Here is a 24,088-nt window from a genome sequence, read left to right as displayed (position 1 = left end):
TTGTTTTATAATCTTATTAAGATTTTATTAGGAGATAGAAAATGGACAGATATAATATTTTAGTTGTAGATGACGATAAAGAAATTGTAAAAGCAATAAACATATATCTTTCAAATGAAGGTTATAACATATTTGAAGCATATGATGGGTATTCTGCTTTGGAAATAGTAAAGAACGAAGAAATTCATTTGATTGTATTGGATATAATGATGCCAAAATTAGACGGAATATCAACACTTACTAAGATAAGAAAAGAAAAGAATGTTCCTGTTATTTTTCTTTCCGCAAAGTCAGAAGATACCGATAAAATAATTGGACTAAATATAGGTGCCGATGATTATGTTACAAAACCTTTTAATCCATTGGAGCTTATTGCAAGAGTTAAATCATTAATAAGAAGATATACTGTTTTAGGTAATATGACAAAAACTGAAACGAGCAATATTTTAACAACTGGTGGGTTAAGTTTAAATACAGAAACCGCACAGGTTTTTATTGATGGGGAAAAGGTTAAACTTACCAGTACAGAATATAAAATTTTAAAATTACTTATGAATAGACCTAATAAAGTTTTCTCAATTGAAGAAATTTATGAAAGTGTATGGGGTGAAATTTCTTATATGACAGACAATACCGTTGCAGTTCATATTAGGCATATAAGAGAAAAAATAGAAATAGATCCTAAAAATCCAAAATATTTAAAGGTGGTGTGGGGAATTGGATATAAAATTGAAAAATATTAGAAAAGATAAAACATTATTTAGCCAAGTTTCTATATGTTTATTAATGTTTTTATCGGTGCTGATAATGATTAATTCTTTTGCTGACATAATTAGTAATCGTTCTTATGAGGTTGTAAATTCAAATGGATATTTGAATTCTTCCGAATATGCTTCTCAGCTTGATAATCTTCATGCAAATTTAAATAATAGTATTTATTATCAGTATTATCAAGTATATGTTGATACTTCCGTTAAAGATAAAAATGCTGAAATAAAAAAATTATCTCCAACTCTAAGGTCTTCAATAAAGCTTAACACAATTGAAAACTATGGAGCAGAAGTTTTATATTTTATTGTAGATAATAATAACGGAGAAATTTATACAAATACTACTTTAGCATCACTTAAAACCTTTGAAAGTAATTATAAGAAAAAGGGATATACTTTCATAAATACTACCAATAATGCAACAGATGTTTATATAAATAATGTCCAAAAGTATATAAGTGTATCATATAATCTTTCAAATAATTTTGATATGAATAATGCAGATAATTATTTTCTAAGAGATGTTGTAAAACCTCCTACCGTTTATGTTGCCATAAGCCATGATTTTAGTGAAGACGGATACTTTGGTTCAAGTTTAAACGATTATAGAAAAAATGCCTATATGAACATATCTAATTTTATTTTCTTTTTGATACTTTCAATTGTTTTATTTAAAGTTATAAAAGATAAATTTGGGTTAAAGGAAACTTTTGAAGTTTTAGGTAAGTTATTTAATGATATATTTATTGAAATAAGAATATTAATTTTACTTTTTGTTTTAATGAATATAAATGCTTTTGAATTTAAAATAGTACTTATTATTTTTGCAATTCTTACACTTTGTGCTGTTAAATATGATTATACAAATATTATATCTTGTAGTTTATATAAATATATAACAAGTTCATATAAAACAACTAGGGTTAGAGCAAATTTCAGTAAAAAAGTACGTTCAAAAATGATAGGTTCTATAACACGATGTGTTATATCGGGAGGACTATCTTTTATAATATTAATTTTGCTTATTGCAGGAATGGGATATTATAGCGATTTAATGACAGGATTTTTCTTTGCCTGTTTAATATATTTATTATATTCCATTGTTAAGTTATATGTTTATTCTATAAAAAGCGTTAGAGATATAGATGAAGTTTATTATTATATAAAAAGCCTAGGGGATGGAAGTTTGTATAGTGATATACATTTGAATGATGAGAGTTATTATAAAGAAATTGAATATAGTTTAAATAGTCTTAAAGATCATATTAAAACTACTGTTGAGGAACAAGTTAAAAGCGAAAAAATGAAAAGTGAACTTGTTACAAATGTTTCTCATGATTTAAAAACTCCTTTAACATCTATAATAAACTATGTGGACTTAATGAAAAGAGAGGATATTAAGCCTGATAAAGCAAAAGAATATTTAGAAATTTTGGATAGTAAATCTCAAAAATTAAAAAAACTGGTAGAAGATATTTTTGAAATATCAAAAGCTTCCAGCGGAAACATTAAATTAAACAATAGTGATATAAATTTAAAAAGCATAATAAACCAAAGTATTGGAGAATTTAGTGATAAAATCGAAGAAAATGGATTAACAGTTAAAGTTGATTTTGAAGATGACTTTGTTGTTAATGCAGATGGTGAAAAACTTGGAAGAATTCTTGAAAATTTAATTCAAAATGCAGTTAAATATTCTCTAACAGGATCAAGAATATATATAGATCTTAAAAGGGAAGAGGATAAACCTTCTATAATCATAAGCAATATTTCAAATTATGAAATGAATTTTACAAGTGAAGAGATTTTAACAAGGTTTGCAAGAGCCGATAAAGCCAGAGATTTGGAAGGATTTGGACTTGGTTTATCAATCGTACAGAGCTTTACAGATTTAATGAATATTGATTTTTCTATATCCATTGATAAAGATTTATTTAAAGCAAAATTAGTATTTAATGATAAAAATATGAAAAAGACCGTTTAATGTTATATTAAACGGTCTTTGATTTTATTACTTTACACTATTGTTTAGTGCATGTTTGACAAATTCTCTGAATAAAGGATGAGGTCTGTTAGGTCTGCTTTTGAATTCAGGATGAGCTTGTGTTGCTACATACCAAGGATGATCTTTAAGTTCTACCATTTCAACTAATAGTCTGTTTGGTGATTGACCGGAAATAATCATTCCTGCTTCTTCCAATCTGTCTTTATATTCGTTATTTACTTCATATCTATGACGGTGTCTTTCTGAGATATGTTCTTCTCCATATGCTTCATAAGCTTTTGTACCTTCTTTTAAATCACAAGGATAAGAACCTAGTCTCATTGTGCCGCCTTTTTTATCAACATCTTTTTGTTCAGGCATTAAATCTATTACAGGATTTTTTGTGTTTTCATCAAATTCTGAACTTGTTGCATCTTCTATTCCAAGAACGTTTCTTGCAAATTCGATAACAGCAACTTGCATTCCAAGGCAAAGTCCAAGGAAAGGAACTTTATTTTCTCTTGCATATTTACATGCAAGCATTTTACCTTTTATTCCTCTTGTTCCAAATCCACCTGGAACGATAACTCCGTTTGCATCTTTAAGAATATCATTAACGTTTGATTCATTTATTTCTTCTGAATCTATCCAGTCTATTTCAACTTCTGTACCGTTTTCTATTCCACCATGGTATAAAGCTTCGGCAACAGATAAATAAGCATCTCTTAGGCTTACATATTTACCTACAAGAGCAATTTTAACTTTTTTATTCATAGATTTAACTTTATCTACTACTTTTTCCCATTCACTTAAATCAAGCTCTTTGGCAGGAATATTTAAACATTTTATAACATAATCTGCAAGACCTTCATCTTCAAGAGACATTGGTACTTCGTATAGAGTTTCTGCATCATAGTTAGGGATAACAGCTTCTTTTGGAACATCACAGAATAAAGCAATTTTTTCTTTAATTGATTCGCTTACAGGAAGTTCACTTCTTGGAACTATGATGTTTGGTTGAATACCTATACTTCTAAGCTCTTTTACAGAATGTTGTGTAGGCTTTGTTTTAAGTTCCATTGCTTTTCCAAGATATGGAAGAAGAGTAACATGAATATATAATACTCTTCCCGGGCAATCAATTTTCATTTGTCTGATTGCTTCAAGGAAAGGCTGGCTTTCTATATCTCCAACCGTACCACCGATTTCACTAATAACAACATCAGCACCTGATTCTTCACCTGCTGCTTTAATAAAATCTTTAATTTCATTTGTAATATGAGGTATAACTTGTACTGTTCCACCAAGGAAATCTCCTTTTCTTTCTTTAGAGATTATTGACCAGTATATTTTACCTGTAGTAATATTACTTTTATTTGAACAATTGATATCTATAAATCTTTCGTAATGTCCAAGGTCTAAGTCTGTTTCGGCACCATCTTCTGTTACAAATACTTCCCCATGTTGGAAAGGAGACATTGTACCAGGGTCAAAGTTCAAATATGGATCAAGTTTTTGAATAAAAACATTAATTCCCCTTGCTTTTAAAAGTCTTCCCAAACTTGCTGCTGTGATGCCTTTCCCTAGTGATGAAACTACTCCACCTGTTACAAAAATATAATACGGTTGCATACTTTACTCCTTACTCATCTTTTATATCATCTTTTATTATTTTGTTTCTAAAAATATATATTATAAATAATATAATACCATAAACAATACTTATTGCAACTAACAATTTATAATCTTTTCCCATTATTCCGGCTCCCAAGAATGAAGGATAGATTATTCCCGGAGTTCTGCCAAGAAATAAAAAAATAAGAAATTCTTTATATGTTAAATTACTGCTTCCGGCAATTAAACATAAAGCATCGTCTGGGAAAAAGGGTAATAAAAATGCAATAAATAATGTAAGTTTACCTTTTTTACCGGACACTATTTCCAAGTAGTGGTCATAGGTTTCTTGTTTTACAAACTTTAATGCAACTTTTTCACTAAAATGTTTTCCAAGCATAAACATTACAATGCTTCCCAAATAAATGGCACTTGAATTAAGTAAAAAGCTATTAAAATGACCAAACAACCCGCCTCCAACCACTCCAAGAACATTTCCCGGAATGAAGGCCATAATAACCTGTAAAAACTGCAAACTAAAAAAAACAAAAGGTGCCCATATGCCAAAGCCGGAAATGAACTCCTTTAGTTTTGTAGGGTCGGTAAAGAAACCGTACCCTACTTTGTCTATAACGAATATACATAAAGCGATAATAATCAAAGTTATTATGGATACTTTAGTAATCCGTTTTTTGTCCATTATTTTCTACCAACAGCTTTTTTAGCAGCTTCGATAATGTCTGGAGTATCGATGTGGTATTTAGCAAGTAATGCATCAGGTGTACCACTTTCTCCAAATGTATCTCTTACTGCAACGTATTCCATAGGAACTGGGCATTCACTACTTAAAGCTTGAGAAACAACGCTTCCAAGACCACCATAGATAGAGTGTTCTTCACATGTTACGATAGCACCTGTTTCTTTAGCAGCTTTAATTACAGCATCTTTATCAAGAGGTTTGATAGTAGCCATATTGATTACTCTTGCGTTGATTCCTTCTTTAGCAAGTTCATCAGCAGCTTCTAAAGCTTTTTGAACCATGATACCGCAAGCGATTAATGTAACATCGTTACCTTCTTTAATTGTTGCAGCTTTACCGATTTCAAATTTATAGTCATCGCCGAATACTACTGGAGTAGCAGCTCTTGCAAATCTCATGAATACAGGACCATTGATTTCAACAGCAGCTTTAACAACTTGTCTAGCTTCTGTATCATCAGCCGGAACGATAACTGTCATGTTTGGAAGAGCGTTCATTAAAGCGATATCTTCTAACATTTGGTGAGTAGCACCGTCTTCACCTACTGTTAAACCAGCATGAGTTAAAGCAAGTTTAACATTTAAGTTTGGATAACATACAGCGTTTCTTACAGCATCATAAGCTCTACCTGTACCGAATACAGCGAATGTAGAAACAAATGGGATTTTACCTGCAAGAGATAAACCTGCAGCTAAACAAACCATATCTGTTTCAGCAATACCAGCATTAAAATGTCTTTCTGGGAAAGCTTTTTTAAATACGCCTGATTTTGTAGCACCTGCTAAGTCAGCATCTAATACAACGATATTAGGATTTTCTTTACCAAGTTCTGTTACAGCGTTTCCGTAAGATTCTCTTGTAGCAATTTTACTCATTATTTCCAACCTCCTAATTCTTCAATAGCTTCTTTAGCTTGTTCTTCACTAGGAGCTTTTCCATGCCAACCTACTTGGTTTTCCATGAATGAAACACCTTTACCTTTTACTGTTTTACAAACAATTACGCTAGGTTTTCCTTTACAAGCTTTAGCTTTTTCGTTTGCTTCTCTAAGTTGATCAAAATCATGACCATCTTCTACATTGATTACATTGAAACCAAATGCAGCAAATTTTTCATCAATTGGGTATGGAGACATAACTTCTGTTATAGGTCCATCAATTTGTAAGTTGTTGTTATCTACATATAAGATTAAGTTATCTAATTTGTAGTGGCTTGCAGCCATAGCAGCTTCCCAAATTGAACCTTCTTGAATTTCACCATCACCGCATAAGCAGTAAACTGTTGAATCTTTTCCGTCAAGTTTGTTACCAAGAGCAAGACCAACAGCAACAGGGAAACCTAAACCTAAAGAACCTGCTGTCATATCAACGCCTGGGCATTTATGAATAGCTGGATGTCCTTGAAGTCTTGTGTTGATTTTTCTAAATGTTTTAAGTTCATCTCTTTCGATGATTCCTTTTTCTGCAAGAGCAGCATATAAAACAGGTGATGCATGTCCTTTACTTAAAATAAATTTGTCTCTGTTTGGATCGTCAAGATTATCTTTATTGATGTTCATAGCTTCAAAATAAAGATATGTAACGATGTCCGCACTTGATAAAGATCCACCCGGATGTCCACTTTGTGCAGCGGCTACTTCTGTAATAATGCCAACTCTGACATTACTAGCAATTGTTTTTAAATCCATAATTTTTATTTCCTTTCATTTTATATTTTTTATGAAAAAATTGAGCTAATAGATTTACCTGTATGTATAATCTTAATTGCTTTTGCTAGTAGCGGTGCAACAGATAATACGGTAATCTTGTCAATTTTCTTATCAGATGTTAATGGGATAGTATTTGTTGCTATTAATCTGTCAATAGCAGAATTTTCAATCCTTTCCACAGCTGGTCCTGATAAAACAGGATGTGTACAAGCACAAATTATTCTGCCTGCTCCAAGTTGTTCTAAAGCATTTGCAGCTCCAACTATAGTGCCTCCCGTATCTATCATGTCATCAATCATTATAACTTTTTTGCCTCTTACTTCACCGATAACATTCATTACTTCCGCAACATTGTCTTTAGGTCTTCTCTTATCGATGATTGCCAAAGGTACGTTTAAGTCTTCGGCTAATTTTCTTGAACGTTTTACGCTTCCTGCATCAGGAGATACAACAACTACATTTTCCATTGATTCATTTTGAGATTGAATGTAGTTTGCAATGATTGGTCTGCCGAATAATCTATCAAAAGGTATATTAAAGAATCCTTGAATTTGGTCGGCATGTAAATCAATTGAGATTACTCTGTCTGCTCCTGCTGTTGTAAGCATATCTGCAACAAGTCTTGCAGTAATAGGAACTCTTCCTTTTTCCTTTCTGTCTTGTCTTGCATAAGCATAGTATGGCATAACAACAGTTATTCTTCCTGCTGAAGCTCTTTTTAATGCATCAATGATAATTAATAATTCCATTAAATTATCATTTACCGGTGAACAAACCGATTGAATAACAAAAACGTCTCTTCCTCTTACAGATTCGTTAATTGTAACATTAATTTCTCCGTCAGAGAATTTTCCGATTTTTGCTGAACATAGAGGTAATGCTAAATTGTCTGCTATTTCTTGTGCTAAAGCCTTATTTGAATTACCTGCAAGTAAACAAATGTCTGAAAAAGATTCTATCATTTTCTACTCCCCATAAATTATATTTATTTAAAATAGTTTTAAACTATTTATAAACACATTATAACAAAATTTTATATGTTTTTAAATTGTAAATCTAAAATTTATTATTTTTTATAATCTTTTTTTATAGTCTGTCTGCTTCTTGCAATGGCAAGAGAGTTCTTTTCCACATCATCTGTTAAGGTAGAACCTGCAGCTATATATACATTATCTTCTATTGTTATAGGAGCAACAAGATTTACATTACATCCTACAAAACAGTTGTTTCCTACTTTTGTTTTATATTTATTTTTACCGTCATAATTTACAAATACGACACCGCATCCTACGTTAGTGTTTTCTCCGATTTCGCCATCTCCGACATAAGTTAAGTGGCTTACTTTTGTGCCATTTCCGATTGTTGAGTTTTTAACTTCGACAAAGTTGCCAAGTCTTGTACCGTCTTTTATATCGGCATTTGGTCTTAAATGTACATAAGGACCAATTTGGTTTTGGTTACTTACTTTTGCATCTGTTATTACACAGTTGTCTATTTTATTTTCGTCTCCAATACAGCTGTTTTCTATTCTTGAATCATATATTTCGTTTCTTTCACCGATGATACTTCCTTTTTTTATTATTGTATTTGGATAAATTACTGTATCAACACCGATTTTAACGTTTCTATCAATGTAAGTTGCTTTTGGATTTATAATTGTAACCCCTTCAAGCATATGTTGTTTATTTATTTCTTCTCTTAAAAGTTCCTCACATTTTGAAAGCTCATATCTGTTGTTTGCTGCTTCAACTATACTGCTTTCTTTTGCTGCAAATGCGTCAACGTTATAACCGTTATTTTTGAATATTTCAATCATATCTGTAATGTAATATTCTTTTTGAGCATTGTTTGTTGAAAGTTCATCCAAATGTTTTAATAGTTTTTCTACATCAAAAATGTAAGTACCTGAATTCACTTCCTTTATATTTGCTTGTTCTTCATTTGCATCTTTTAGTTCTACGATTTTTTCAAGTCTATCATCTTTTCTAACTATTCTTCCATAGCTTTTTGCATCATCTAATATTGCAGTTAGAACGCAAAGATCCAAGTTATTTTTATCTGTATAATTTATAAAATCGTTTATTACGTTTTTATTGATTAAAGGAGCATCCCCACAAAGAACAAGAATTTTCCCTTTCTTGTTTTTTAGGAATTCTTTTGCCATCATTACTGCATGACCTGTTCCAAGTTGTTCTTCTTGAAGATAATAACTGTATTTTTCTCCAGTAACTTCTTTAACCATATCGGCTTTGTATCCTACTACTACACCTATATCGTCAATATTTGCTTCTTCAACGTTTAAAATTACGTGTTTAAGTAAAGTTTCACCACATATTTCATGTAAAACTTTTGGTTTTTCTGATTTCATTCTTGTGCCTAATCCTCCTGCAAGGATTAAAGCAGATACATTATTATTTTTCTTTTCCATATAATCACCCAACCAACATTATAATAAAGAAGTTGAAAAAAGTACACAAAAATTTTAAATTTGTTTTATTTATTTAATATATATGGTAAAATACACCATACAATAAGAAAGGAATGATTATTATGACAAAAGCTAAAATAGAAATGGAAAACGGCGGAGTAATGGTTGTTGAATTATATGAAGATATTGCTCCTATAACATGCGAAAATTTTATTAATTTAGTAAAAGACGGATTTTATAATGGATTAATCTTTCATAGAGTAATTGAAGGCTTTATGATTCAAGGAGGATGTCCAAACGGTAATGGAATGGGTGGCCCTGGGCATACAATTAAAGGTGAATTTGCTTCAAACGGAGTTGAAAATAATTTAAAACATGAAAGAGGCGTTATATCTATGGCAAGAAGCATGGATAAAAACTCTGCAGGAAGTCAGTTCTTTATAATGCACCAAAATGCACCTCACTTAGATGGTGAATATGCTGCTTTTGGTAAACTTACTGAAGGTTTTGATGTTCTTGATGAAATTGCAAAAACTCCTACAGATTATATGGATAAACCTCTTGAAGAAAGAAAAATAAAGAAAATAGAAATAATAGAAGAATAATTAACAAAGTTCAGTGATATTTCACTGAACTTTGTTTTGCAAAAATAAAGAGGTAAAAATGAGTAAAAGTAGATTAGTTGTATTTATATATGCAGTTTTAGCAGGAATTATGATAGGAATTGGTGGATGTGCTTATTTATCTATGGAAAACCATGTAATAGGTGCGTTTCTCTTTTCCGTTGGACTTTTTAGTGTTTGTACTTTTGAGCTTAACTTATTTACTGGAAAAGTTTTGTATTTATTTGAAAATGATAAAAAGTATGCTTTTAATTTAATAATTGTTTGGATTGGCAATTTTATTGGAGCATTCTTGCTTGCTAATATGATTAAACTTACAAGATTTTTTAATACTCCTGGCTCAACTGTCAATCTTTATGAGAGTGCCGTAAATCTTTGTAATACAAAGTTAAGCGGGAATTTGCTTAGCTTATTTATTCTTGCAGTACTTTGTAATATTCTTATTTACATAGCAGTTGACGGTTATAAAAGTAATAAAACGGAAATAGGTAAATATTTAGGGCTTATATTTGGAGTTATGGGTTTTATACTATGTGGTTTTGAACATAGTATTGCCGATATGTTCTATTTTTCTGTTGCCGGAATATGGAATATTAATACTTTTATTTCAATTTTAGTAATAACTTTGGGTAACAGTATTGGCGGACTTATTTTTCCCGTTTGTAAAATAATAAAAGAAAAAAGTGAAAGGAAGATATCTTAAGGATATCTTTTTTTTGTAAATTTTAACATCATATTTTTTGAATAATTAACAAAAATTGATGAAAAATAATACCGAGAATAAATTATGAAAGGAAAAGATTATGAGTAATTTATATAAACCCGGTACTGATGATTTACCCGCAGGTGAATACAGAGAAGTAGAAAAAGACGGTTCTTATATTGAAAATGGAAGAATAGTTAATATTGAACAAGGGGATAGACTTCCACCGACAGGCAAAAAAGGCAGACGTTGGATGAAAGAAGAAAATTAATAATGTGTTTGTTTTATTATTTATATTTTTCTGAAAAGAATAAGATTAAAAATATCACTATAAATTTAAGAAAGTTTTTTATTAATATAAGTGTTATGTTTTGTGATATTTTAAAAAGACAGCGTTTAGCTGTCTTTTATTTTTTTTGCAATTATTGTTCTGTCAAAACCTGCAAGGTCTTTGATTATTTCTATTTCTTTGAATTGTTTTTTTTCTAAAAGTGTTTTTACATCTTCACCTTGGTCGTAACCTATTTCAAAAATAATGTATGAATTATCTTTTAAAAATTTATCTGCATCATTTATTATTTTTTTATAAAAGTAAAGCCCGTCGTTTCCTCCATCCAAAGCTAAAATCGGTTCGTATTTTTTTACGTCATCTTCAAGGGTTTCAATAACATCGCTTTTGATGTAAGGTGGATTTGAAATTATTATATCGAATTTTCCTTTTACATTTTCATATAAGTCGCTTTTTATAAAATTAACTTTATTTTCTACATTATTATATTTAATATTTTTGTTGGCAACTTCAATTGCTTTTTCATTTATATCTACGCCTAAAATATTTACATTACTTAAATATTTGGCTATGGATATGCTTATGCATCCGCTTCCAACACCAATTTCCAAAATATCAAGTTTTTTATCTTTAAAATTATTTATAACATATTCTGTTATAATTTCTGTTTCTGGACGAGGTATTAAAGTTTGATTATTTACAAAAAATTCAAGTCCCATGAATTCCTTTACTCCTGTAATATAGCTGAAAGGAACATGTTTACATCTTTTGTTAACCAGTTCTTTATATTTTTTTACCTCATCGTCATTTAAAGATTTATCTAAATTTGTAATAAAGTATATATCATCTTTTTTTAGTAGAAACTTTAAAAGATATTTTGCTTCGTTTAATGGATTTGGAATATTATTTTCTTCAAGATTTTTACTTGCTTTCATAAGAGCTTCTTTTATTATCATTTTATTTATTTCCTTTATTTGGATAATATTGATATAGGTAACAAAGCATGTTGCCATTAAACAGTTTTCTGTTTTTATCTGCTTTTTTACCAAAGTGCTTTTGGAAAAGAGGATGTGCACAAAGTACAAATAATTTCCAATCTTCCAAGTTTTCATATACTTTGCCGAAATCTTTATATAATTTTATTACTTCTTTTTCTTCTCCAATTCTTTCTGCATAAGGCGGATTTACAATCATTGTTCCGTTTTTCTTCTTTGATCTAAATTCTCTCATGTCCATTTTTTGAAATGCCACGGCATCATCAACACCTGCTTTTTTTGCATTTTCGTTTGCTACTTTTATTGCTTTGTAATCTATGTCGTTCCCAAGTAGCCTTATAGGCGCAGGGATAATATTTTCTTTTGCCTGTGTTTTAATTAAATCAAATTCTTTTTTATTAAATTCTTTCCAATTTTCAAATGCAAAATGTCTGTTAAGTCCCGGAGCAAGGTTTTTCGCTTTCATTGCTGCTTCTATTATTATTGTTCCGCTTCCACACATTATATCGCTAAATGGTCTGTCTCCTCTATATCCGCTTAGTTCTATTATTCCGCTTGCCAATGTTTCTTTTAATGGAGCCTTTAGTGCGTTTTCTCTGTATCCTCTTTTATGAAGACCTTCTCCGGAAGTATTTAAAAATAAACTTACTTTATCTTTTTTTATGTTTACGATTATTTGATAATATGCTCCTTCTTCGCTTAGTCTTTTTGTATGATATTTATTTTTCAGTCTTTCTACTATTGCTTTTTTTATTATTTTTTGTATGTCTCTTTTTGAATAAAGTTTTGATTTTACCGTTGTTATTTTTGTAGGATTAAATCCTGCATTTTTATCAAAAATGTTTTCCCAAGGGTAATCTTTTGTTTTGTCAAAAAGTTCATCAAAAGAAAAAGCATCAAAGCTTGTAAGGAAAATAAGAACTCTGTCGGCACATCTAAGATGAAGATTTGCTTTCATCATATCATTGTAGTTTCCTTTAAAATATATTTTCCCATCTTCAACTTTATCTATATCATATCCTAAATCTATAATTTCTCTTTTTAATGCTCTTTCAAGACCAAATGTACAGGTAGCAACTATATTTAATTTATTCATTTGAAATTTCCTTTTTTATAAATTATCAAAATAAAGTTTATCAGAAAAGAATTAATTTTTAAAGTGATAAAATGATTATTGTATATTTCAAAAATTAAAAATCAGGTTTTTATTTTTAAATATTGATATTAAAAAAGTGATGACATATAATATAGTAGTTAAATAGACATAAAGGAAAGTAAATATGGAAAACAAAAAAAATAAAGGTAAAATAATTGTAATAGCCGTTGTTGCGGGTTTGCTTATTATAACAAATCTTTTAACATTTCTTGTAACGGCGTCATGTAATATGGCAATTGGTAATAAGGTGCTTATAAATACTCCAAGTTCTACAAGTGCAAAAAATATCACAAAGTTGATTGCACTGGAAGAATTAATACAGGAAGATTATTATAAAGAATTAGACGAACAAGATTTATGGGATTATGCATTTAAAGGTCTTGCAAAGGGTACAGGAGACTTGTATACAAATTATTATACTGAAGAAGAGTTTGAAGAATATACTTCAGAACTTGACAGTGAGTTTTATGGTATTGGCGTACAAATTATGAACAATGAAGATGGCGCTGTTTTAGTTGATTCCGTATTCCAAGGTTCTCCTGCTGAAGAAGCCGGAATGAAAGCAGGAGATATTATTATAAAAATTGATGACTTTGATTCATCAAACGTAAGTGTATCAGAAGCCTCAAACAAACTAAGAGGGAAAAAGGGAACAGAAGTAGATGTTGTTGTTTTAAGAAATAATAAAGAAGTAAAAATGACAATAACAAGAGATAAAGTTAAAGCAACATATGTTACGGGCAAAATGATGGATGATGAAATAGGTTATATAAGAATAAGTGAATTTGCAAGTGATGTTGCCAGTGACTTTGAAAAATATTATGATGAATTTAGTAATAAAAATATGAAAGGTCTTGTTATAGACTTAAGGGATAATCCTGGCGGACTTGTAAACGAGGCAACAGATATAGCAAATTTACTATTAAAAAAAGATATGACAATAATTTCAACAACCAATAAAACAGGTGAAACACAAACAGAAAAAGATGTTACGGATGAATATGCAAAAGTTCCTATTGTTGTTCTTGTAAACGGGAATTCTGCATCTGCTTCTGAAATATTATCTTGTTCTTTACAAGATAATGAAATGGCAACCATTATAGGTGAAAAATCCTATGGTAAAGGTATTATACAAGAGGTAAAAACTCTTAATGACGGTTCGGGCATTACAATAACAATTGATGAATACTTAAGCCCAAAAGGACATCAAATTCATCAAAAAGGCATTACTCCTGATGTTACTGTTAAGGCTGAGAGCGACAAAGCAATAAGTAAATTAACGCTTGATGAAGACAATCAGTTGCAAAAAGCGTTATCATATTTAAAACAAAAAATCAAGTAGTAAAAGGAGAAGTAAAATGGGGTACAAATATGTAATATTTGATCTTGACGGAACAATCGTTGATTCACAGCTTGGAAGCTGTAAGGGGTTTCAAGGTGCTTTAAAAGCTTATGGAGTTGAAGAAAGTTTGGAAAATATAAAAAAACTTCTTGGACCTCCTTTATCTAAAACAATTATTACAAAATATGGTTTTAGTGAAGAAGACGGCAAAGCTGCTATGAAACTTCATATGAATTATCTTAAAACAAAAGGTATTTATGATGCACAGTATTATGATGGAATGTTTGAAATGCTTGATAAATTAAAAGAAAACGGAATTAAAATTGCAATAGCAACAAACAAACCTGAAGAAATTTCAATAAAACAACTTGAACATTTAAAATTAAAAGATTATTTTGATTTTATTGTTGGAAACAATGAAGAACAAACAAGAGGAACAAAAGCAGAATTTATTAAATGGGCAATGGAAGCTATTGGTGTCGAAGATAAAAAAGATGCTGTAATGGTAGGGGATAGATATAATGACCTTGAAGGCGGTGTAGAAAACGGTCTTGATACAATCGGTGTAACATATGGTTATGGTTCTGAAGAAGAAATTGTAAATTGCAAACCTACTTATATTGCAAAAACACCTCTTGAAATAGCTGATATTGTACTTAAATAATAAATTATGAGGTAATAATATGAAATATAAATATGTGGTATTCGATTTAGACGGTACAATTTTAGATTCTCATGAAGGTATTTGCAAATGCTTTCAAAAAGCACTTAAAGCATATGGGGTTGAAGAAAGCGTTGATAATATAAGAAAACTTCTTGGGCCTCCTTTATCTAAAACAATTATTACAAAATATGGTTTTAGCAAAGAAGACGGTGCAGCAGCCATGAAAATACATATGAAACGACTTAAAGAAAAAGGGATTTATGAATGTAAAATATATGAAGAAATTCCTGAAATGTTAAAGACTTTATTTGATAATGGCGTTAAAATGGCTATTGCTACAAATAAACCGGAAGAGGCTTCTGTTTTGCAATTAAAACATTTAGATCTTGCAAAATATTTTGATATTATTGTTGGAAACAACTGGACTCAAACCAGAGGTTCAAAAGGTGATTTTATAAGAATGGCTATGGAACATATGGGTGTAGAGGATAAAAGTGAGGTTTGTATGGTAGGAGACAGATACAATGACCTTGAAGGCGGCGTTGAAAATGGTCTTGATACAATCGGTGTAACTTATGGTTATGGAGAAAGAGAAGAAATCGAAAATTGCAAACCAACTCATATTGCAGATAAACCATCTGATATTGCTAAAATAGTATTACAATAATATAAAATAAAGTTCAAATTTTTAGTATTTGATTAAACTGAATAATTTGTGTTTATTAAAAAAATTTTATATAAAAAAAGGAATGTTTTGCATTCCTTTTTTATTTTATTCCAAATATTTCTTTTGCATTATTATTTGTAATTTCAACTAATTCTTCATAACTTATATTATTAAGATCTGCAAGCTGTTTTGCAGTGTGTTTTACATAGGAAGGGTCGTTTCTCTTTCCTCTATGAGGTACAGGGGTTAAGTAAGGACAGTCTGTTTCAATAAGAAGTCTGTTTAAAGGCACAGCTCTTGCCGCATTTCTTACATTTTCAGCATTTTTAAATGTAACACTTCCTGAAAAAGATATATAAAGTCCAAGTTTTAAATATTCTTTTACCATTTCCGCAGAAGCCGAACAAGAATGAATTATTCCTGTATTACTACCTAAATATTCTTTTAAAATATCATATGTATCTTTTACGGCATCTCTTGAATGTACTATGATAGGTTTGTTCAACTCATTTGCAACTTTGATTTGTTTTATAAATACTTCTTTTTGTATGTTCCTTGGAGAATTATCATAATAATAATCAAGTCCTATTTCTCCGTAGGCGACTACTTTATCATTTTCTTTTGTAAGTTTAATAAATTCATTTTCAAGGATTTTGTTATAGTCTTTGCTGTCATGAGGATGAAGTCCTACCGATGCATAACAAAAGTCATATTGTTTACTAAGTTCAATGGCTTTTATTGAGGACTCAAGATCGTAACCAACATTTACAACCCCTTCTATATTTTCACTTTGTAATTTTTTTATTACATCTGTTAAGTCTTCATCAAAAGCTTCATCGTTAAGATGTGCATGTGTGTCAAATAAAAAACTACTCACTTTTATTGTCCCCTTCGTTTGTTACGTATACTTTTTCATCAGGATAAATAAGTCCCAAATATTTTTTTGCAAGGTATTCTATATATGATTTGCTGTTTGAATTCTCAAGTTCTTCGCTTAATTCTTTTGACTTTAAATTTTCTTCTTCTATTTGCTGAGAAAGTTCTTCTTTTGTTTTGTTTAAAGTATAATATTTATATTCAAGTGTAAGCATTCTGCCCGCAAAAAGAACAAAGGTAATAATTAGAATTAAAGTAATAACTCTTTTTTTCTTACCCGCACGTCTTTTTTTCCTTTTTCCTATTCTTCTTTTTGCATCTATACTGCTGTTGGTATTTTGTAAAGAATAATTTTCTCTTCTCATTAATACCTATTCCTTCTTTTTTATATATTCTAAAATTATTATAACTTATTTTTATTTTTATTGGAATAGATAAAATATGTTTTAATAAAGTTTTAATTTTTAGTATAGGCCCTTTGTATTTCTTTTTTATTTTATTTTTTTTGATGTTTATTTTTCTTTTTATTTTTTTATTTGTAAGACCTATTTTTGATGTGATAAAAAACAGAAGCTTTTTATAGATGGGGGATATTATAAAGTAATAAGCGATAAATCCCATGATAAAACTTAAAATGCTATAATATCTTAAATCAAAATATGTGGTCTTAAAGAATAAATCAATGGTAAATACTGCACCTACAAGACAAAAACATAAATCCGATAAATTTATTTTTTTTGTTATGGCATAAACTATTATAGTTATTGTGTGATACATAACTCCCAAAATGAAACCTCCGTAAAAGGTTTCAAAAAGGATTAGGTATTGTGAATAAATTGTATCAGTCATTATTTAAATATCTTTGAAAATAATCCTGAGGATTTTTCCATAAATGTTATATCATCGTCATAATTTAGGGCATAAATATTTCCGTTTAAGGCAATTTCTCCTTCTTCTAAATTTAGTTTTTCAATTTTTAATTCTTCCCCGTTTATGGTAAGAATTCCAAGAGATGTTTCAAGAACCACCGTTTCGTCATTAAAGTTATGAACATCAAGACAATCATTTATTTTTAAATTGCCTCTGTTGTATAATTCAAGTCTTTGATCTGTTATATTTTTGTTGTCCATAGTTTTTCTCCTAAAAATATTATTTATTAATATATATTGGCTTTATAAAAAAATAGAACAAAAAAACTCCCTTATGGAGTTTATTTTGTTTTTAATTTTTTTAATTGTTCAATTTCATCTCTGACTTTTGCAGCAAGTTCAAATTCAAGATTTTTAGCATATAATTTCATTTGTTTTGTAAGAAGTTCAATTTCTTCATCAATATCTTTGTTAAAGTCTTTTTTATTTCTCTTTTGGATTTTAGCTGATTTTTTATCTTCGATATCTTCCATTGACAGTGCAGACATAGCATTATCCGTAGATTTTACTATTCCTTTAGGTGTAATGTTATGGTCTTTGTTATATTTTGTTTGTATTTTTCTTCTTCTTTCTGTTTCTTTTATGGCTTTATCCATGGAAGCTGTTATTGTGTCTGCATACATTACAACTTCGCCGTCTAAATGTCTTGCGGCTCTTCCTATTGTTTGAATAAGTGATGTTTCACTTCTTAAAAATCCTTCTTTATCGGCATCTAAAATAGCAACTAAGGATACTTCCGGTATATCAAGTCCTTCTCTTAAAAGGTTTATACCTACCAAAACATCAAAAACATCATCTCTTAAGTCTTTAATAAGCTTCATTCTTTCTATTGTGTCTACATCAGAGTGAAGATACTCAACTCTTATTCCCACTTCACTTAAATATGTTGTTAAATCTTCTGCCATTCTTTTTGTAAGAGTTGTTACCAGAACTTTTTCTTTTTTTGCAGTTTTTTCTTTTATTCTACCTATTAAATCTTCAATTTGCCCTTTTGTTTCCTTAACGGTAATTTTAGGGTCAATAAGACCTGTTGGACGAACAATACATTCTGCTATTGTTGTTGATAAGTCTTTTTCATAATCATTAGGAGTTGCTGAAACATAGACTAATTGATTCATTCTTTCTTCAAATTCTTCAAAGTTTAAAGGTCTGTTATCTAAAGCTGAAGGAAGTCTGAATCCATAATCAACAAGATTCATTTTTCTTGCTCTATCTCCTGCATACATTCCTCTTATTTGAGGGACGGTAACATGGGATTCGTCTATGAAAGTTACATAATTTTTAGGGAAGTAGTCTAAAAGAGTATAAGGAGGTGCTCCCGCAGGAAGATTGTTTATATGTCTTGAATAGTTTTCTATTCCTTTGCAAGAACCGATTTCTCTTAGCATTTCAATATCATAATTAGTTCTTTCCCTTATTCTTTGTGCTTCAAGTAATTTCCCATTATCTTCAAATTCTTTTGCCCTTACTTTTAACTCTTCGCTTATTGATTTTATTGCTCTGTTTATATTTTCTTCGTTTGTAACATAGTGGCTTGCAGGGTAAATAAAAGCATGTTTTAAACTTCTTAAAATTTCTCCGGTAATGGAGTTTATTTCAACGATTCTGTCTATTTCATCATCAAAGAATTCAACTCTTATTGCTTCTTCACTGCTATTTGCAGGGAATATTTCTACGCTATCTCCTCTTACTCTGAAAGTTCCTCTGTGAAAATCAATATCATTTCTTGTATATTGTATATCAATTAACTTTCTTATTACATCATCTCGTTCTTTTATCATTCCGGGTCTTAATGATAAAACCATTTCCTTATAATCAATTGGACTACCAAGTCCGTATATACAGCTTACAGATGCAATGATTATTACGTCATCTCTTTCAAATAATGCAGATGTTGCTGAGTGACGAAGTTTATCTATGTCATCGTTTATGCTTGAGTCTTTTGCTATATATAAATCTCTACCGGGAACATATGCTTCCGGTTGATAATAATCGTAGTAGCTTACAAAATATTCTACCGCATTTTCAGGAAAGAAACTTCTAAACTCATTTGCAAGTTGAGCTGCTAATGTTTTGTTATGTGCCATTATGAGAGCAGGACGCTGAACTTTTTCTATTATTTTTGCCATAATATAAGTTTTCCCGCAGCCAGTAACACCAAGAAGTGTTTGATCTCTTTCATTGTTTAATATGCTGTTTGATAGTTTTTCTATTACTTCAGGTTGTCCTCCTGAAGGTTCAAAAGGTGAATGTACTTTAAATTTTGGCATTTTTTCTCCTTTTTAAAAATATTTTATTAACATATTTTATCATATAGTGTTTATAAAGTATATAACAAAATGAACATTTGTTCTTTTATTCTTAAAATAAAAAGAATAAACTTTTGTCTATTCTTTTTAAAATATTTTTTCGTCTTTTGTAAAAATAACATATATACAAAATAGTATTGCCCCGATTGTAATAAATATATCTGCTACATTAAAAATAGCAAAATTTATAAGTCTAAAATCAAAGAAGTCTGTAACAAAACCATGGAAGAATCTATCTATAAAATTTCCAATTGCTCCTCCTAATATAAAAGCAAGACCGAAAGACATGATTTTTGATGTTTTTCCCTTTTTGATGCTTTTTAATAAAAAGAAAAATACTAGAAAAATAAATACTAAACTTACTGCTGTTAACACTGCTGTGTTTTTTGAAAACATACTAAAAGCAGCGCCAGTGTTTTCACAGTAAGTAAGATGAAAAACATTTTTTATTATAGGTATGCTTCCAATAGGTTTTAAATTATTTATAACGATATATTTACTTATTTGATCTATAATTATACACAAAATTACAATTAAATAATAAATCATTTCAACCTCTTTTTAATTTATTAAAACTTTTTTAATTATATCATAAATTATATTTAAAAATAGGATTTTTAAATATTTTAATTGATAAGTATGGTATAATGTTATTGTTAAATATGAAAAAGTGAGTAGTTCAATGAGAAAAATTAAAGACATAGACAAAAAATATAAAGAATATGCAATTCTGTTTACTCTTTCAGCTTGTTTCATTATAGCTTTTTATTTTGGAATTCAAAACATATCTTCTTTTCTTGAAGAATTAAAAGGTATATGGAATATATTTTATATTCCGTTAAAGCCCGTTTTAATAGGTTTTATTATTGCCTTTTTCTTATATCAGCCGGTTGATAAATTACATGATATCTTAGAAAAAAGGACAAACATAAAAAAAGATGGAGCAAAAAGAGTTTTATCTTCTCTTATTGTAATGATTATAGCTCTTTTGATAATTACTTTAATTGTTTATATAGTTTTACCAAGTACAATCGCAAGTATAAGTTCTCTTATAGCTTCTGTTCAGGAAAACATGGGGCAGATTGAAAGTTTTATAACAAGACTTGCAAATCATCCTGTGTTTGTTAGTATTTGTAATATATTCAATATAGACATATCTACCTCAAATGGAATGAATGCTACAATACTCGATACTTTAAGTTTCTTTAAGACTTGGGTTGAAGGACTTGGTACAAATTTATTTAATGCGACAATGAGTCTTGGAAAAACAATATATAATGTATTTATTGCTATTTTTATAGCTTTATATATGCTTATAGACAAAGAGGTCTTATTAAGTCAATTAAAGCGTTTTTCTCAAGCTATTTTATCGGAAAGAATGTATGGGACAACATCCTATGTTTTAGGGCTTATGGATTATATGTTCTTTAAATTTTTATCAGGGAAAGCTATTTGTTCTTTAATAGTTGGGGCATTAGGTCTTGCCCTTGCAACATTGTTTAAAATTAAATATGCAACATTAATTGCTTTTATAATAACCATAACAAATATGATTCCATTATTTGGTCCAATTTTCAGCGTAATACCTTGTTCTATTTTTGCAATGATTTCCGGTGGACCTGTTCAGGGAATTATAATGGTATTTATTATTATATTTATACAACAAATAGACCAAAATGTTCTTGCTCCAAATATTCTTGGTGATGTAGTTGGACTTAACGGTTTCTGGGTTATTGTATCCATTATTTTCTGTGGAAGTCTGTTTGGCGTTGTGGGTATGGTTATAGGTATTCCTATATTTGCGGTTCTTAAGATTTTGATTTCTCAGTGGCTTAGTGACAGAAAAGATGAAAACAAACCGCCGTTATTAGAAAATAGAAAGTAAGTAAATATATTAATTATTTATCGTAATTATTAATTAATGATAAAATTGTAAAATATTAGTAAAAATCGGCATAAATTAGATAATTTATGCCTTTTTTTTGCTTAATTAACTTTATTTTTTTTATGATTAATGTTAGTATTAACTAAGTAGTATTTTTTATATAATATAAAATTCAAGAAATTTTTTACTTTATTTCTTGTTTTTTTCATGTTATATCAAATAATATTAAAAAGTTTGTCAGAAAATAAATATAAAAAATAAAAGTTTTATATTTCTATTACTATTTTTTTCCAAAAAGTATACTTAATGGAACAAATGAAATATATTACATAAAAAATTTTTTTTAAATTAGAAAAAGACAAAAAAATAAATAATAATACATTGAATAATTCAAATGTATTATTATTTACATGTTACAATTAATATAAGATATAAAAATAATTGAAAGATAATGGGAATGATAACTTATAGGGATTTTTTAGATTATAAAATATGTGATGAATCATATGAAAATGTTGTAGAAGAAATAAAGGGAAATATAGATTTAGATAACCAAAAAGTTGTTTTGGCATTTAATCCCAAAAAGTTTGTATTGGCTCAAAAAGATGATAACGTAAAAAAGGCTTTGTTAGATGCTGATATTTTAATTCCGGATGGATATGGAATAATAATGGGATCAAAGATTTTAGGTAACAATATTCATAATAGAATTACAGGAACAGATCTTGCAAATAGACTTTTTGTTGACGAAGAAGTAAAAAAAACAGGGTTTTTTATATATGGAGCAACAGAGGAAAGTGTAAGTAAAGCTGTTGAAATTATGAAAAAAAGGAATATAAATGTTGTAGGTTATGCAAATGGATACGATTATGATGATTCATTTATTATAAAGAAAATAAACGAATCTAAATCTAAAATTTTATTGGTTGCACTTGGTAGTCCAAAGCAGGAACTGTTTATTTATAAATATAAAAAAGATTTGAAATATTTAAATTTAATAATGGGAGTTGGTGGGACTGTTGATGTGATTTCAGGGTATGCCAAAAGAGCTCCTGTATTTTTTCAAAAATTAGGCTTAGAGTGGTTATTTAGAATGGTATGTAATCCAAATAGATTTGATGAAAATAAAGAAAACATAATAACATATATTAAAGAAATTATAGCAATAAAAAGGGGTAAGAAATAATAATGAAAGTAGATAAAATTAGTGTATTAGGAATGGGCTATATTGGACTTCCCACAGCAATAGCTTTTGCAGAAAATGGATATCAAGTTCAAGGATTTGATGTAAATGAAAATGTAATAGAAACTCTTAATAAGGGAAAATTACATATTGTTGAAAACAGTTTGCAAGCAGAGCTTGAAAAAGTTGTTAAAAATGGGACTTTTAAAGCATATAAAGATTTACAAGTGGCAGATGTTTATATAATATGTGTTCCAACTCCATTTTTAAAAGAAGAAGAAAAGAAGCTTGCTGATTTATCATATGTACATTCAGCTGCTGAAAATGTTGGTAAAATTCTTAAAAAAGGTGATCTTGTAATTTTAGAATCCACTGTTCCACCTGGAACTACAAAAGAAATGACAGATATTTTGTGTAAAGTAAGTGGTCTTTCAAAAGATGATTTTTTAACTGCACATTGTCCTGAAAGAGTTCTTCCTGGTAGAATTTTATTTGAACTAAAAAATAATGATAGAATAATTGGTTCAGAAAATAAACAAGCTGCAGAACTTGCAAAGGAAATATACAGTTCGTTCCTAGTAAATGGAAATGTTTATATTACTGATGATATTACTGCAGAAATGTGTAAACTTGTTGAAAATTCTTTTAGAGATGTAAATATAGCATTTGCAAATGAGCTATCTATATTATGTGATAAAATTAATATTGATGTAAATGAACTTATCACTCTTGCAAATAAACATCCAAGAGTAAATATTTTAAGCCCAGGCGTTGGTGTTGGAGGACACTGCATATCTGTTGATCCATGGTTTTTAATTGAAAAATTTGGTGAAGATGCAAAAATTATTACTTCTGCAAGAAAAACAAATGACTATAAACCTTATTATGTAGCACATAAAATAGAAAAATTATTGTCTTTTGACACATCAAAAACAATAGCAATTTTGGGTCTTAGTTTTAAAGCTAATATTGATGACCTACGAGAATCTCCATCTATAATATTGGCCAATGTTTTAAGAGACAAAGGTTATAATGTTATTGGATGTGAACCAAATGTAGATTTAAAAGAAAAAGATGGAATAGAATTATTTGACTTGCAATCAGCTTTAGATAATTCTGATTTAGCTGTTGTAACAGTAAAACATGATGTCTTTATGGAAAATATGGAGTTAATAAAAAAATATAATAATTTGATTGTGTAGA

At 29.2% G+C, this 24,088-nt stretch carries 25 protein-coding genes; 11 read left to right on the top strand and 14 right to left on the bottom strand.

The genetic code is table 11. The features are described from left to right. The first annotated feature begins 41 nt into the window (after positions 1-41). Positions 42-743, top strand: coding sequence for a response regulator transcription factor (locus tag V2W16_RS06900; protein WP_329383521.1), 702 nt, complete (start codon positions 42-44; stop codon positions 741-743). Beyond that, complete coding sequence (locus V2W16_RS06895) at positions 718-2,754, top strand: sensor histidine kinase (protein WP_329383518.1); 2,037 nt, start codon at positions 718-720, stop codon at positions 2,752-2,754. The genes V2W16_RS06900 and V2W16_RS06895 overlap by 26 nt, the downstream gene beginning before the upstream one ends. 27 nt (positions 2,755-2,781) lie before the next feature. On the opposite strand, the gene V2W16_RS06890 is transcribed toward V2W16_RS06895, so the two are convergent. The 6 genes from V2W16_RS06890 to glmU form a co-directional block, all read right to left on the bottom strand. Beyond that, positions 2,782-4,386: a CTP synthase gene (locus V2W16_RS06890; RefSeq protein WP_329383515.1), complete on the bottom strand. Its 1,605-nt coding sequence runs from the start codon at positions 4,384-4,386 to the stop codon at positions 2,782-2,784. Positions 4,387-4,396: 10 nt separating this feature from the next. After that, complete coding sequence (locus V2W16_RS06885) at positions 4,397-5,068, bottom strand: TVP38/TMEM64 family protein (protein WP_329383513.1); 672 nt, start codon at positions 5,066-5,068, stop codon at positions 4,397-4,399. Next, positions 5,068-6,003, bottom strand: coding sequence for a transketolase family protein (locus V2W16_RS06880; RefSeq protein ID WP_253230191.1), 936 nt, complete (start codon positions 6,001-6,003; stop codon positions 5,068-5,070). The genes V2W16_RS06885 and V2W16_RS06880 overlap by 1 nt, the downstream gene beginning before the upstream one ends. Then, positions 6,003-6,824 (bottom strand): transketolase, encoded by an 822-nt coding sequence (locus V2W16_RS06875; protein WP_425353956.1) that lies wholly within the window; start codon positions 6,822-6,824, stop codon positions 6,003-6,005. The genes V2W16_RS06880 and V2W16_RS06875 overlap by 1 nt, the downstream gene beginning before the upstream one ends. 20 nt (positions 6,825-6,844) lie before the next feature. After that, positions 6,845-7,798, bottom strand: coding sequence for a ribose-phosphate diphosphokinase (locus tag V2W16_RS06870; RefSeq protein WP_329383508.1), 954 nt, complete (start codon positions 7,796-7,798; stop codon positions 6,845-6,847). 104 nt (positions 7,799-7,902) lie between these two features. Further along, a complete protein-coding gene (gene glmU / locus V2W16_RS06865) occupies positions 7,903-9,264 on the bottom strand; it encodes a bifunctional UDP-N-acetylglucosamine diphosphorylase/glucosamine-1-phosphate N-acetyltransferase GlmU (RefSeq protein ID WP_329383505.1) in 1,362 nt (453 codons plus the stop codon). Positions 9,265-9,386: 122 nt separating this feature from the next. Between glmU and V2W16_RS06860 the strand changes: the two genes are divergently transcribed. The 3 genes from V2W16_RS06860 (at position 9,387) to V2W16_RS06850 (ending at position 10,861) form a co-directional block, all read left to right on the top strand. After that, positions 9,387-9,869 (top strand): peptidylprolyl isomerase, encoded by a 483-nt coding sequence (locus V2W16_RS06860; RefSeq protein WP_425353955.1) that lies wholly within the window; start codon positions 9,387-9,389, stop codon positions 9,867-9,869. Between the two features lie 31 nt (positions 9,870-9,900). Continuing rightward, positions 9,901-10,590, top strand: coding sequence for a formate/nitrite transporter family protein (locus V2W16_RS06855; RefSeq protein ID WP_329383499.1), 690 nt, complete (start codon positions 9,901-9,903; stop codon positions 10,588-10,590). A gap of 100 nt (positions 10,591-10,690) precedes the next feature. Beyond that, on the top strand, positions 10,691-10,861 hold the full coding sequence (locus V2W16_RS06850) for a YjzC family protein (protein ID WP_138268216.1): 171 nt from the start codon (positions 10,691-10,693) through the stop codon (positions 10,859-10,861). Positions 10,862-10,986: 125 nt separating this feature from the next. On the opposite strand, the gene prmC is transcribed toward V2W16_RS06850, so the two are convergent. Beyond that, on the bottom strand, positions 10,987-11,835 hold the full coding sequence (gene prmC / locus V2W16_RS06845) for a peptide chain release factor N(5)-glutamine methyltransferase (protein WP_329383494.1): 849 nt from the start codon (positions 11,833-11,835) through the stop codon (positions 10,987-10,989). Between the two features lies 1 nt (position 11,836). Further along, positions 11,837-12,970, bottom strand: coding sequence for a THUMP domain-containing class I SAM-dependent RNA methyltransferase (locus tag V2W16_RS06840; protein ID WP_329383491.1), 1,134 nt, complete (start codon positions 12,968-12,970; stop codon positions 11,837-11,839). A 184-nt stretch (positions 12,971-13,154) separates the two neighbouring features. On the opposite strand from V2W16_RS06840, the gene V2W16_RS06835 reads away from it, so the two are divergent. The 3 genes from V2W16_RS06835 to V2W16_RS06825 are packed head-to-tail and all read left to right on the top strand — an operon-like array spanning position 13,155 to position 15,703. Next, positions 13,155-14,372: a S41 family peptidase gene (locus tag V2W16_RS06835; RefSeq protein ID WP_329383488.1), complete on the top strand. Its 1,218-nt coding sequence runs from the start codon at positions 13,155-13,157 to the stop codon at positions 14,370-14,372. A gap of 16 nt (positions 14,373-14,388) precedes the next feature. Then, on the top strand, positions 14,389-15,036 hold the full coding sequence (locus V2W16_RS06830) for an HAD-IA family hydrolase (protein WP_329383484.1): 648 nt from the start codon (positions 14,389-14,391) through the stop codon (positions 15,034-15,036). Between the two features lie 19 nt (positions 15,037-15,055). Continuing rightward, the gene (locus V2W16_RS06825) at positions 15,056-15,703 is read left to right on the top strand and encodes an HAD-IA family hydrolase (protein ID WP_329383481.1); all 648 of its coding nucleotides are present in this window, start codon (positions 15,056-15,058) and stop codon (positions 15,701-15,703) included. A gap of 100 nt (positions 15,704-15,803) precedes the next feature. Here the strand turns inward: V2W16_RS06825 and V2W16_RS06820 are convergent, their stop codons facing one another. The 6 genes from V2W16_RS06820 to lspA form a co-directional block, all read right to left on the bottom strand. Further along, the gene (locus V2W16_RS06820) at positions 15,804-16,580 is read right to left on the bottom strand and encodes a TatD family hydrolase (RefSeq protein WP_329383478.1); all 777 of its coding nucleotides are present in this window, start codon (positions 16,578-16,580) and stop codon (positions 15,804-15,806) included. Further along, the gene (locus tag V2W16_RS06815; protein WP_329383475.1) at positions 16,573-16,944 is read right to left on the bottom strand and encodes an FtsB family cell division protein; all 372 of its coding nucleotides are present in this window, start codon (positions 16,942-16,944) and stop codon (positions 16,573-16,575) included. Before V2W16_RS06815 ends, V2W16_RS06820 begins: the two co-directional genes overlap by 8 nt. Further along, the gene (yabQ, locus tag V2W16_RS06810) at positions 16,853-17,428 is read right to left on the bottom strand and encodes a spore cortex biosynthesis protein YabQ (protein ID WP_329383472.1); all 576 of its coding nucleotides are present in this window, start codon (positions 17,426-17,428) and stop codon (positions 16,853-16,855) included. The genes V2W16_RS06815 and yabQ overlap by 92 nt, the downstream gene beginning before the upstream one ends. Continuing rightward, entirely contained in the window at positions 17,428-17,709 is a 282-nt protein-coding gene (gene yabP / locus V2W16_RS06805) for a sporulation protein YabP (protein ID WP_138268206.1), read from the bottom strand. The genes yabQ and yabP overlap by 1 nt, the downstream gene beginning before the upstream one ends. 80 nt (positions 17,710-17,789) lie before the next feature. Continuing rightward, complete coding sequence (uvrB, locus tag V2W16_RS06800; RefSeq protein WP_329383468.1) at positions 17,790-19,778, bottom strand: excinuclease ABC subunit UvrB; 1,989 nt, start codon at positions 19,776-19,778, stop codon at positions 17,790-17,792. Positions 19,779-19,904: 126 nt separating this feature from the next. After that, positions 19,905-20,366 carry a signal peptidase II gene (lspA, locus tag V2W16_RS06795; RefSeq protein WP_329383465.1) on the bottom strand — a complete coding sequence of 154 codons (462 nt, stop codon included), beginning with the start codon at positions 20,364-20,366 and terminating at the stop codon, positions 19,905-19,907. A gap of 133 nt (positions 20,367-20,499) precedes the next feature. Here lspA and V2W16_RS06790 point away from each other — a divergent pair, with 133 nt between their 5' ends. From V2W16_RS06790 to V2W16_RS06780, 3 genes are all read left to right on the top strand, one after another. Continuing rightward, positions 20,500-21,702 (top strand): AI-2E family transporter, encoded by a 1,203-nt coding sequence (locus tag V2W16_RS06790; RefSeq protein WP_329383462.1) that lies wholly within the window; start codon positions 20,500-20,502, stop codon positions 21,700-21,702. 457 nt (positions 21,703-22,159) lie between these two features. Further along, positions 22,160-22,888 carry a WecB/TagA/CpsF family glycosyltransferase gene (locus V2W16_RS06785; RefSeq protein WP_329383459.1) on the top strand — a complete coding sequence of 243 codons (729 nt, stop codon included), beginning with the start codon at positions 22,160-22,162 and terminating at the stop codon, positions 22,886-22,888. Between the two features lie 2 nt (positions 22,889-22,890). Further along, positions 22,891-24,087 carry a nucleotide sugar dehydrogenase gene (locus V2W16_RS06780; RefSeq protein ID WP_329383456.1) on the top strand — a complete coding sequence of 399 codons (1,197 nt, stop codon included), beginning with the start codon at positions 22,891-22,893 and terminating at the stop codon, positions 24,085-24,087. The last annotated feature ends 1 nt before the right edge of the window (position 24,088 follow it).

Source organism: Anaerofustis butyriciformans (assembly GCF_036289385.1).
Classification (GTDB): domain Bacteria; phylum Bacillota; class Clostridia; order Eubacteriales; family Anaerofustaceae; genus Anaerofustis; species Anaerofustis butyriciformans.
The sequence above is the reverse complement of the archived record's forward strand: the minus strand, read 5'-3'. Positions and strand labels throughout refer to the sequence as shown.

Bases quoted from the DNA above. Each gene is read 5' to 3' on its own strand.
- V2W16_RS06900 (WP_329383521.1), top strand. From the start codon at position 42: ATGGACAGATATAATATTTTAGTTGTAGATGACGATAAAGAAATTGTA.
- V2W16_RS06890 (WP_329383515.1), bottom strand. From the start codon at position 4,386: ATGCAACCGTATTATATTTTTGTAACAGGTGGAGTAGTTTCATCACTA.
- V2W16_RS06885 (WP_329383513.1), bottom strand. From the start codon at position 5,068: ATGGACAAAAAACGGATTACTAAAGTATCCATAATAACTTTGATTATT.
- V2W16_RS06880 (WP_253230191.1), bottom strand. From the start codon at position 6,003: ATGAGTAAAATTGCTACAAGAGAATCTTACGGAAACGCTGTAACAGAA.
- V2W16_RS06870 (WP_329383508.1), bottom strand. From the start codon at position 7,798: ATGATAGAATCTTTTTCAGACATTTGTTTACTTGCAGGTAATTCAAAT.
- glmU (WP_329383505.1), bottom strand. From the start codon at position 9,264: ATGGAAAAGAAAAATAATAATGTATCTGCTTTAATCCTTGCAGGAGGA.
- V2W16_RS06860 (WP_425353955.1), top strand. From the start codon at position 9,387: ATGACAAAAGCTAAAATAGAAATGGAAAACGGCGGAGTAATGGTTGTT.
- V2W16_RS06850 (WP_138268216.1), top strand. From the start codon at position 10,691: ATGAGTAATTTATATAAACCCGGTACTGATGATTTACCCGCAGGTGAA.
- prmC (WP_329383494.1), bottom strand. From the start codon at position 11,835: ATGATAATAAAAGAAGCTCTTATGAAAGCAAGTAAAAATCTTGAAGAA.
- V2W16_RS06840 (WP_329383491.1), bottom strand. From the start codon at position 12,970: ATGAATAAATTAAATATAGTTGCTACCTGTACATTTGGTCTTGAAAGA.
- V2W16_RS06835 (WP_329383488.1), top strand. From the start codon at position 13,155: ATGGAAAACAAAAAAAATAAAGGTAAAATAATTGTAATAGCCGTTGTT.
- V2W16_RS06830 (WP_329383484.1), top strand. From the start codon at position 14,389: ATGGGGTACAAATATGTAATATTTGATCTTGACGGAACAATCGTTGAT.
- V2W16_RS06825 (WP_329383481.1), top strand. From the start codon at position 15,056: ATGAAATATAAATATGTGGTATTCGATTTAGACGGTACAATTTTAGAT.
- V2W16_RS06815 (WP_329383475.1), bottom strand. From the start codon at position 16,944: ATGAGAAGAGAAAATTATTCTTTACAAAATACCAACAGCAGTATAGAT.
- yabQ (WP_329383472.1), bottom strand. From the start codon at position 17,428: ATGACTGATACAATTTATTCACAATACCTAATCCTTTTTGAAACCTTT.
- yabP (WP_138268206.1), bottom strand. From the start codon at position 17,709: ATGGACAACAAAAATATAACAGATCAAAGACTTGAATTATACAACAGA.
- uvrB (WP_329383468.1), bottom strand. From the start codon at position 19,778: ATGCCAAAATTTAAAGTACATTCACCTTTTGAACCTTCAGGAGGACAA.
- lspA (WP_329383465.1), bottom strand. From the start codon at position 20,366: ATGATTTATTATTTAATTGTAATTTTGTGTATAATTATAGATCAAATA.
- V2W16_RS06790 (WP_329383462.1), top strand. From the start codon at position 20,500: ATGAGAAAAATTAAAGACATAGACAAAAAATATAAAGAATATGCAATT.
- V2W16_RS06785 (WP_329383459.1), top strand. From the start codon at position 22,160: ATGATAACTTATAGGGATTTTTTAGATTATAAAATATGTGATGAATCA.
- V2W16_RS06780 (WP_329383456.1), top strand. From the start codon at position 22,891: ATGAAAGTAGATAAAATTAGTGTATTAGGAATGGGCTATATTGGACTT.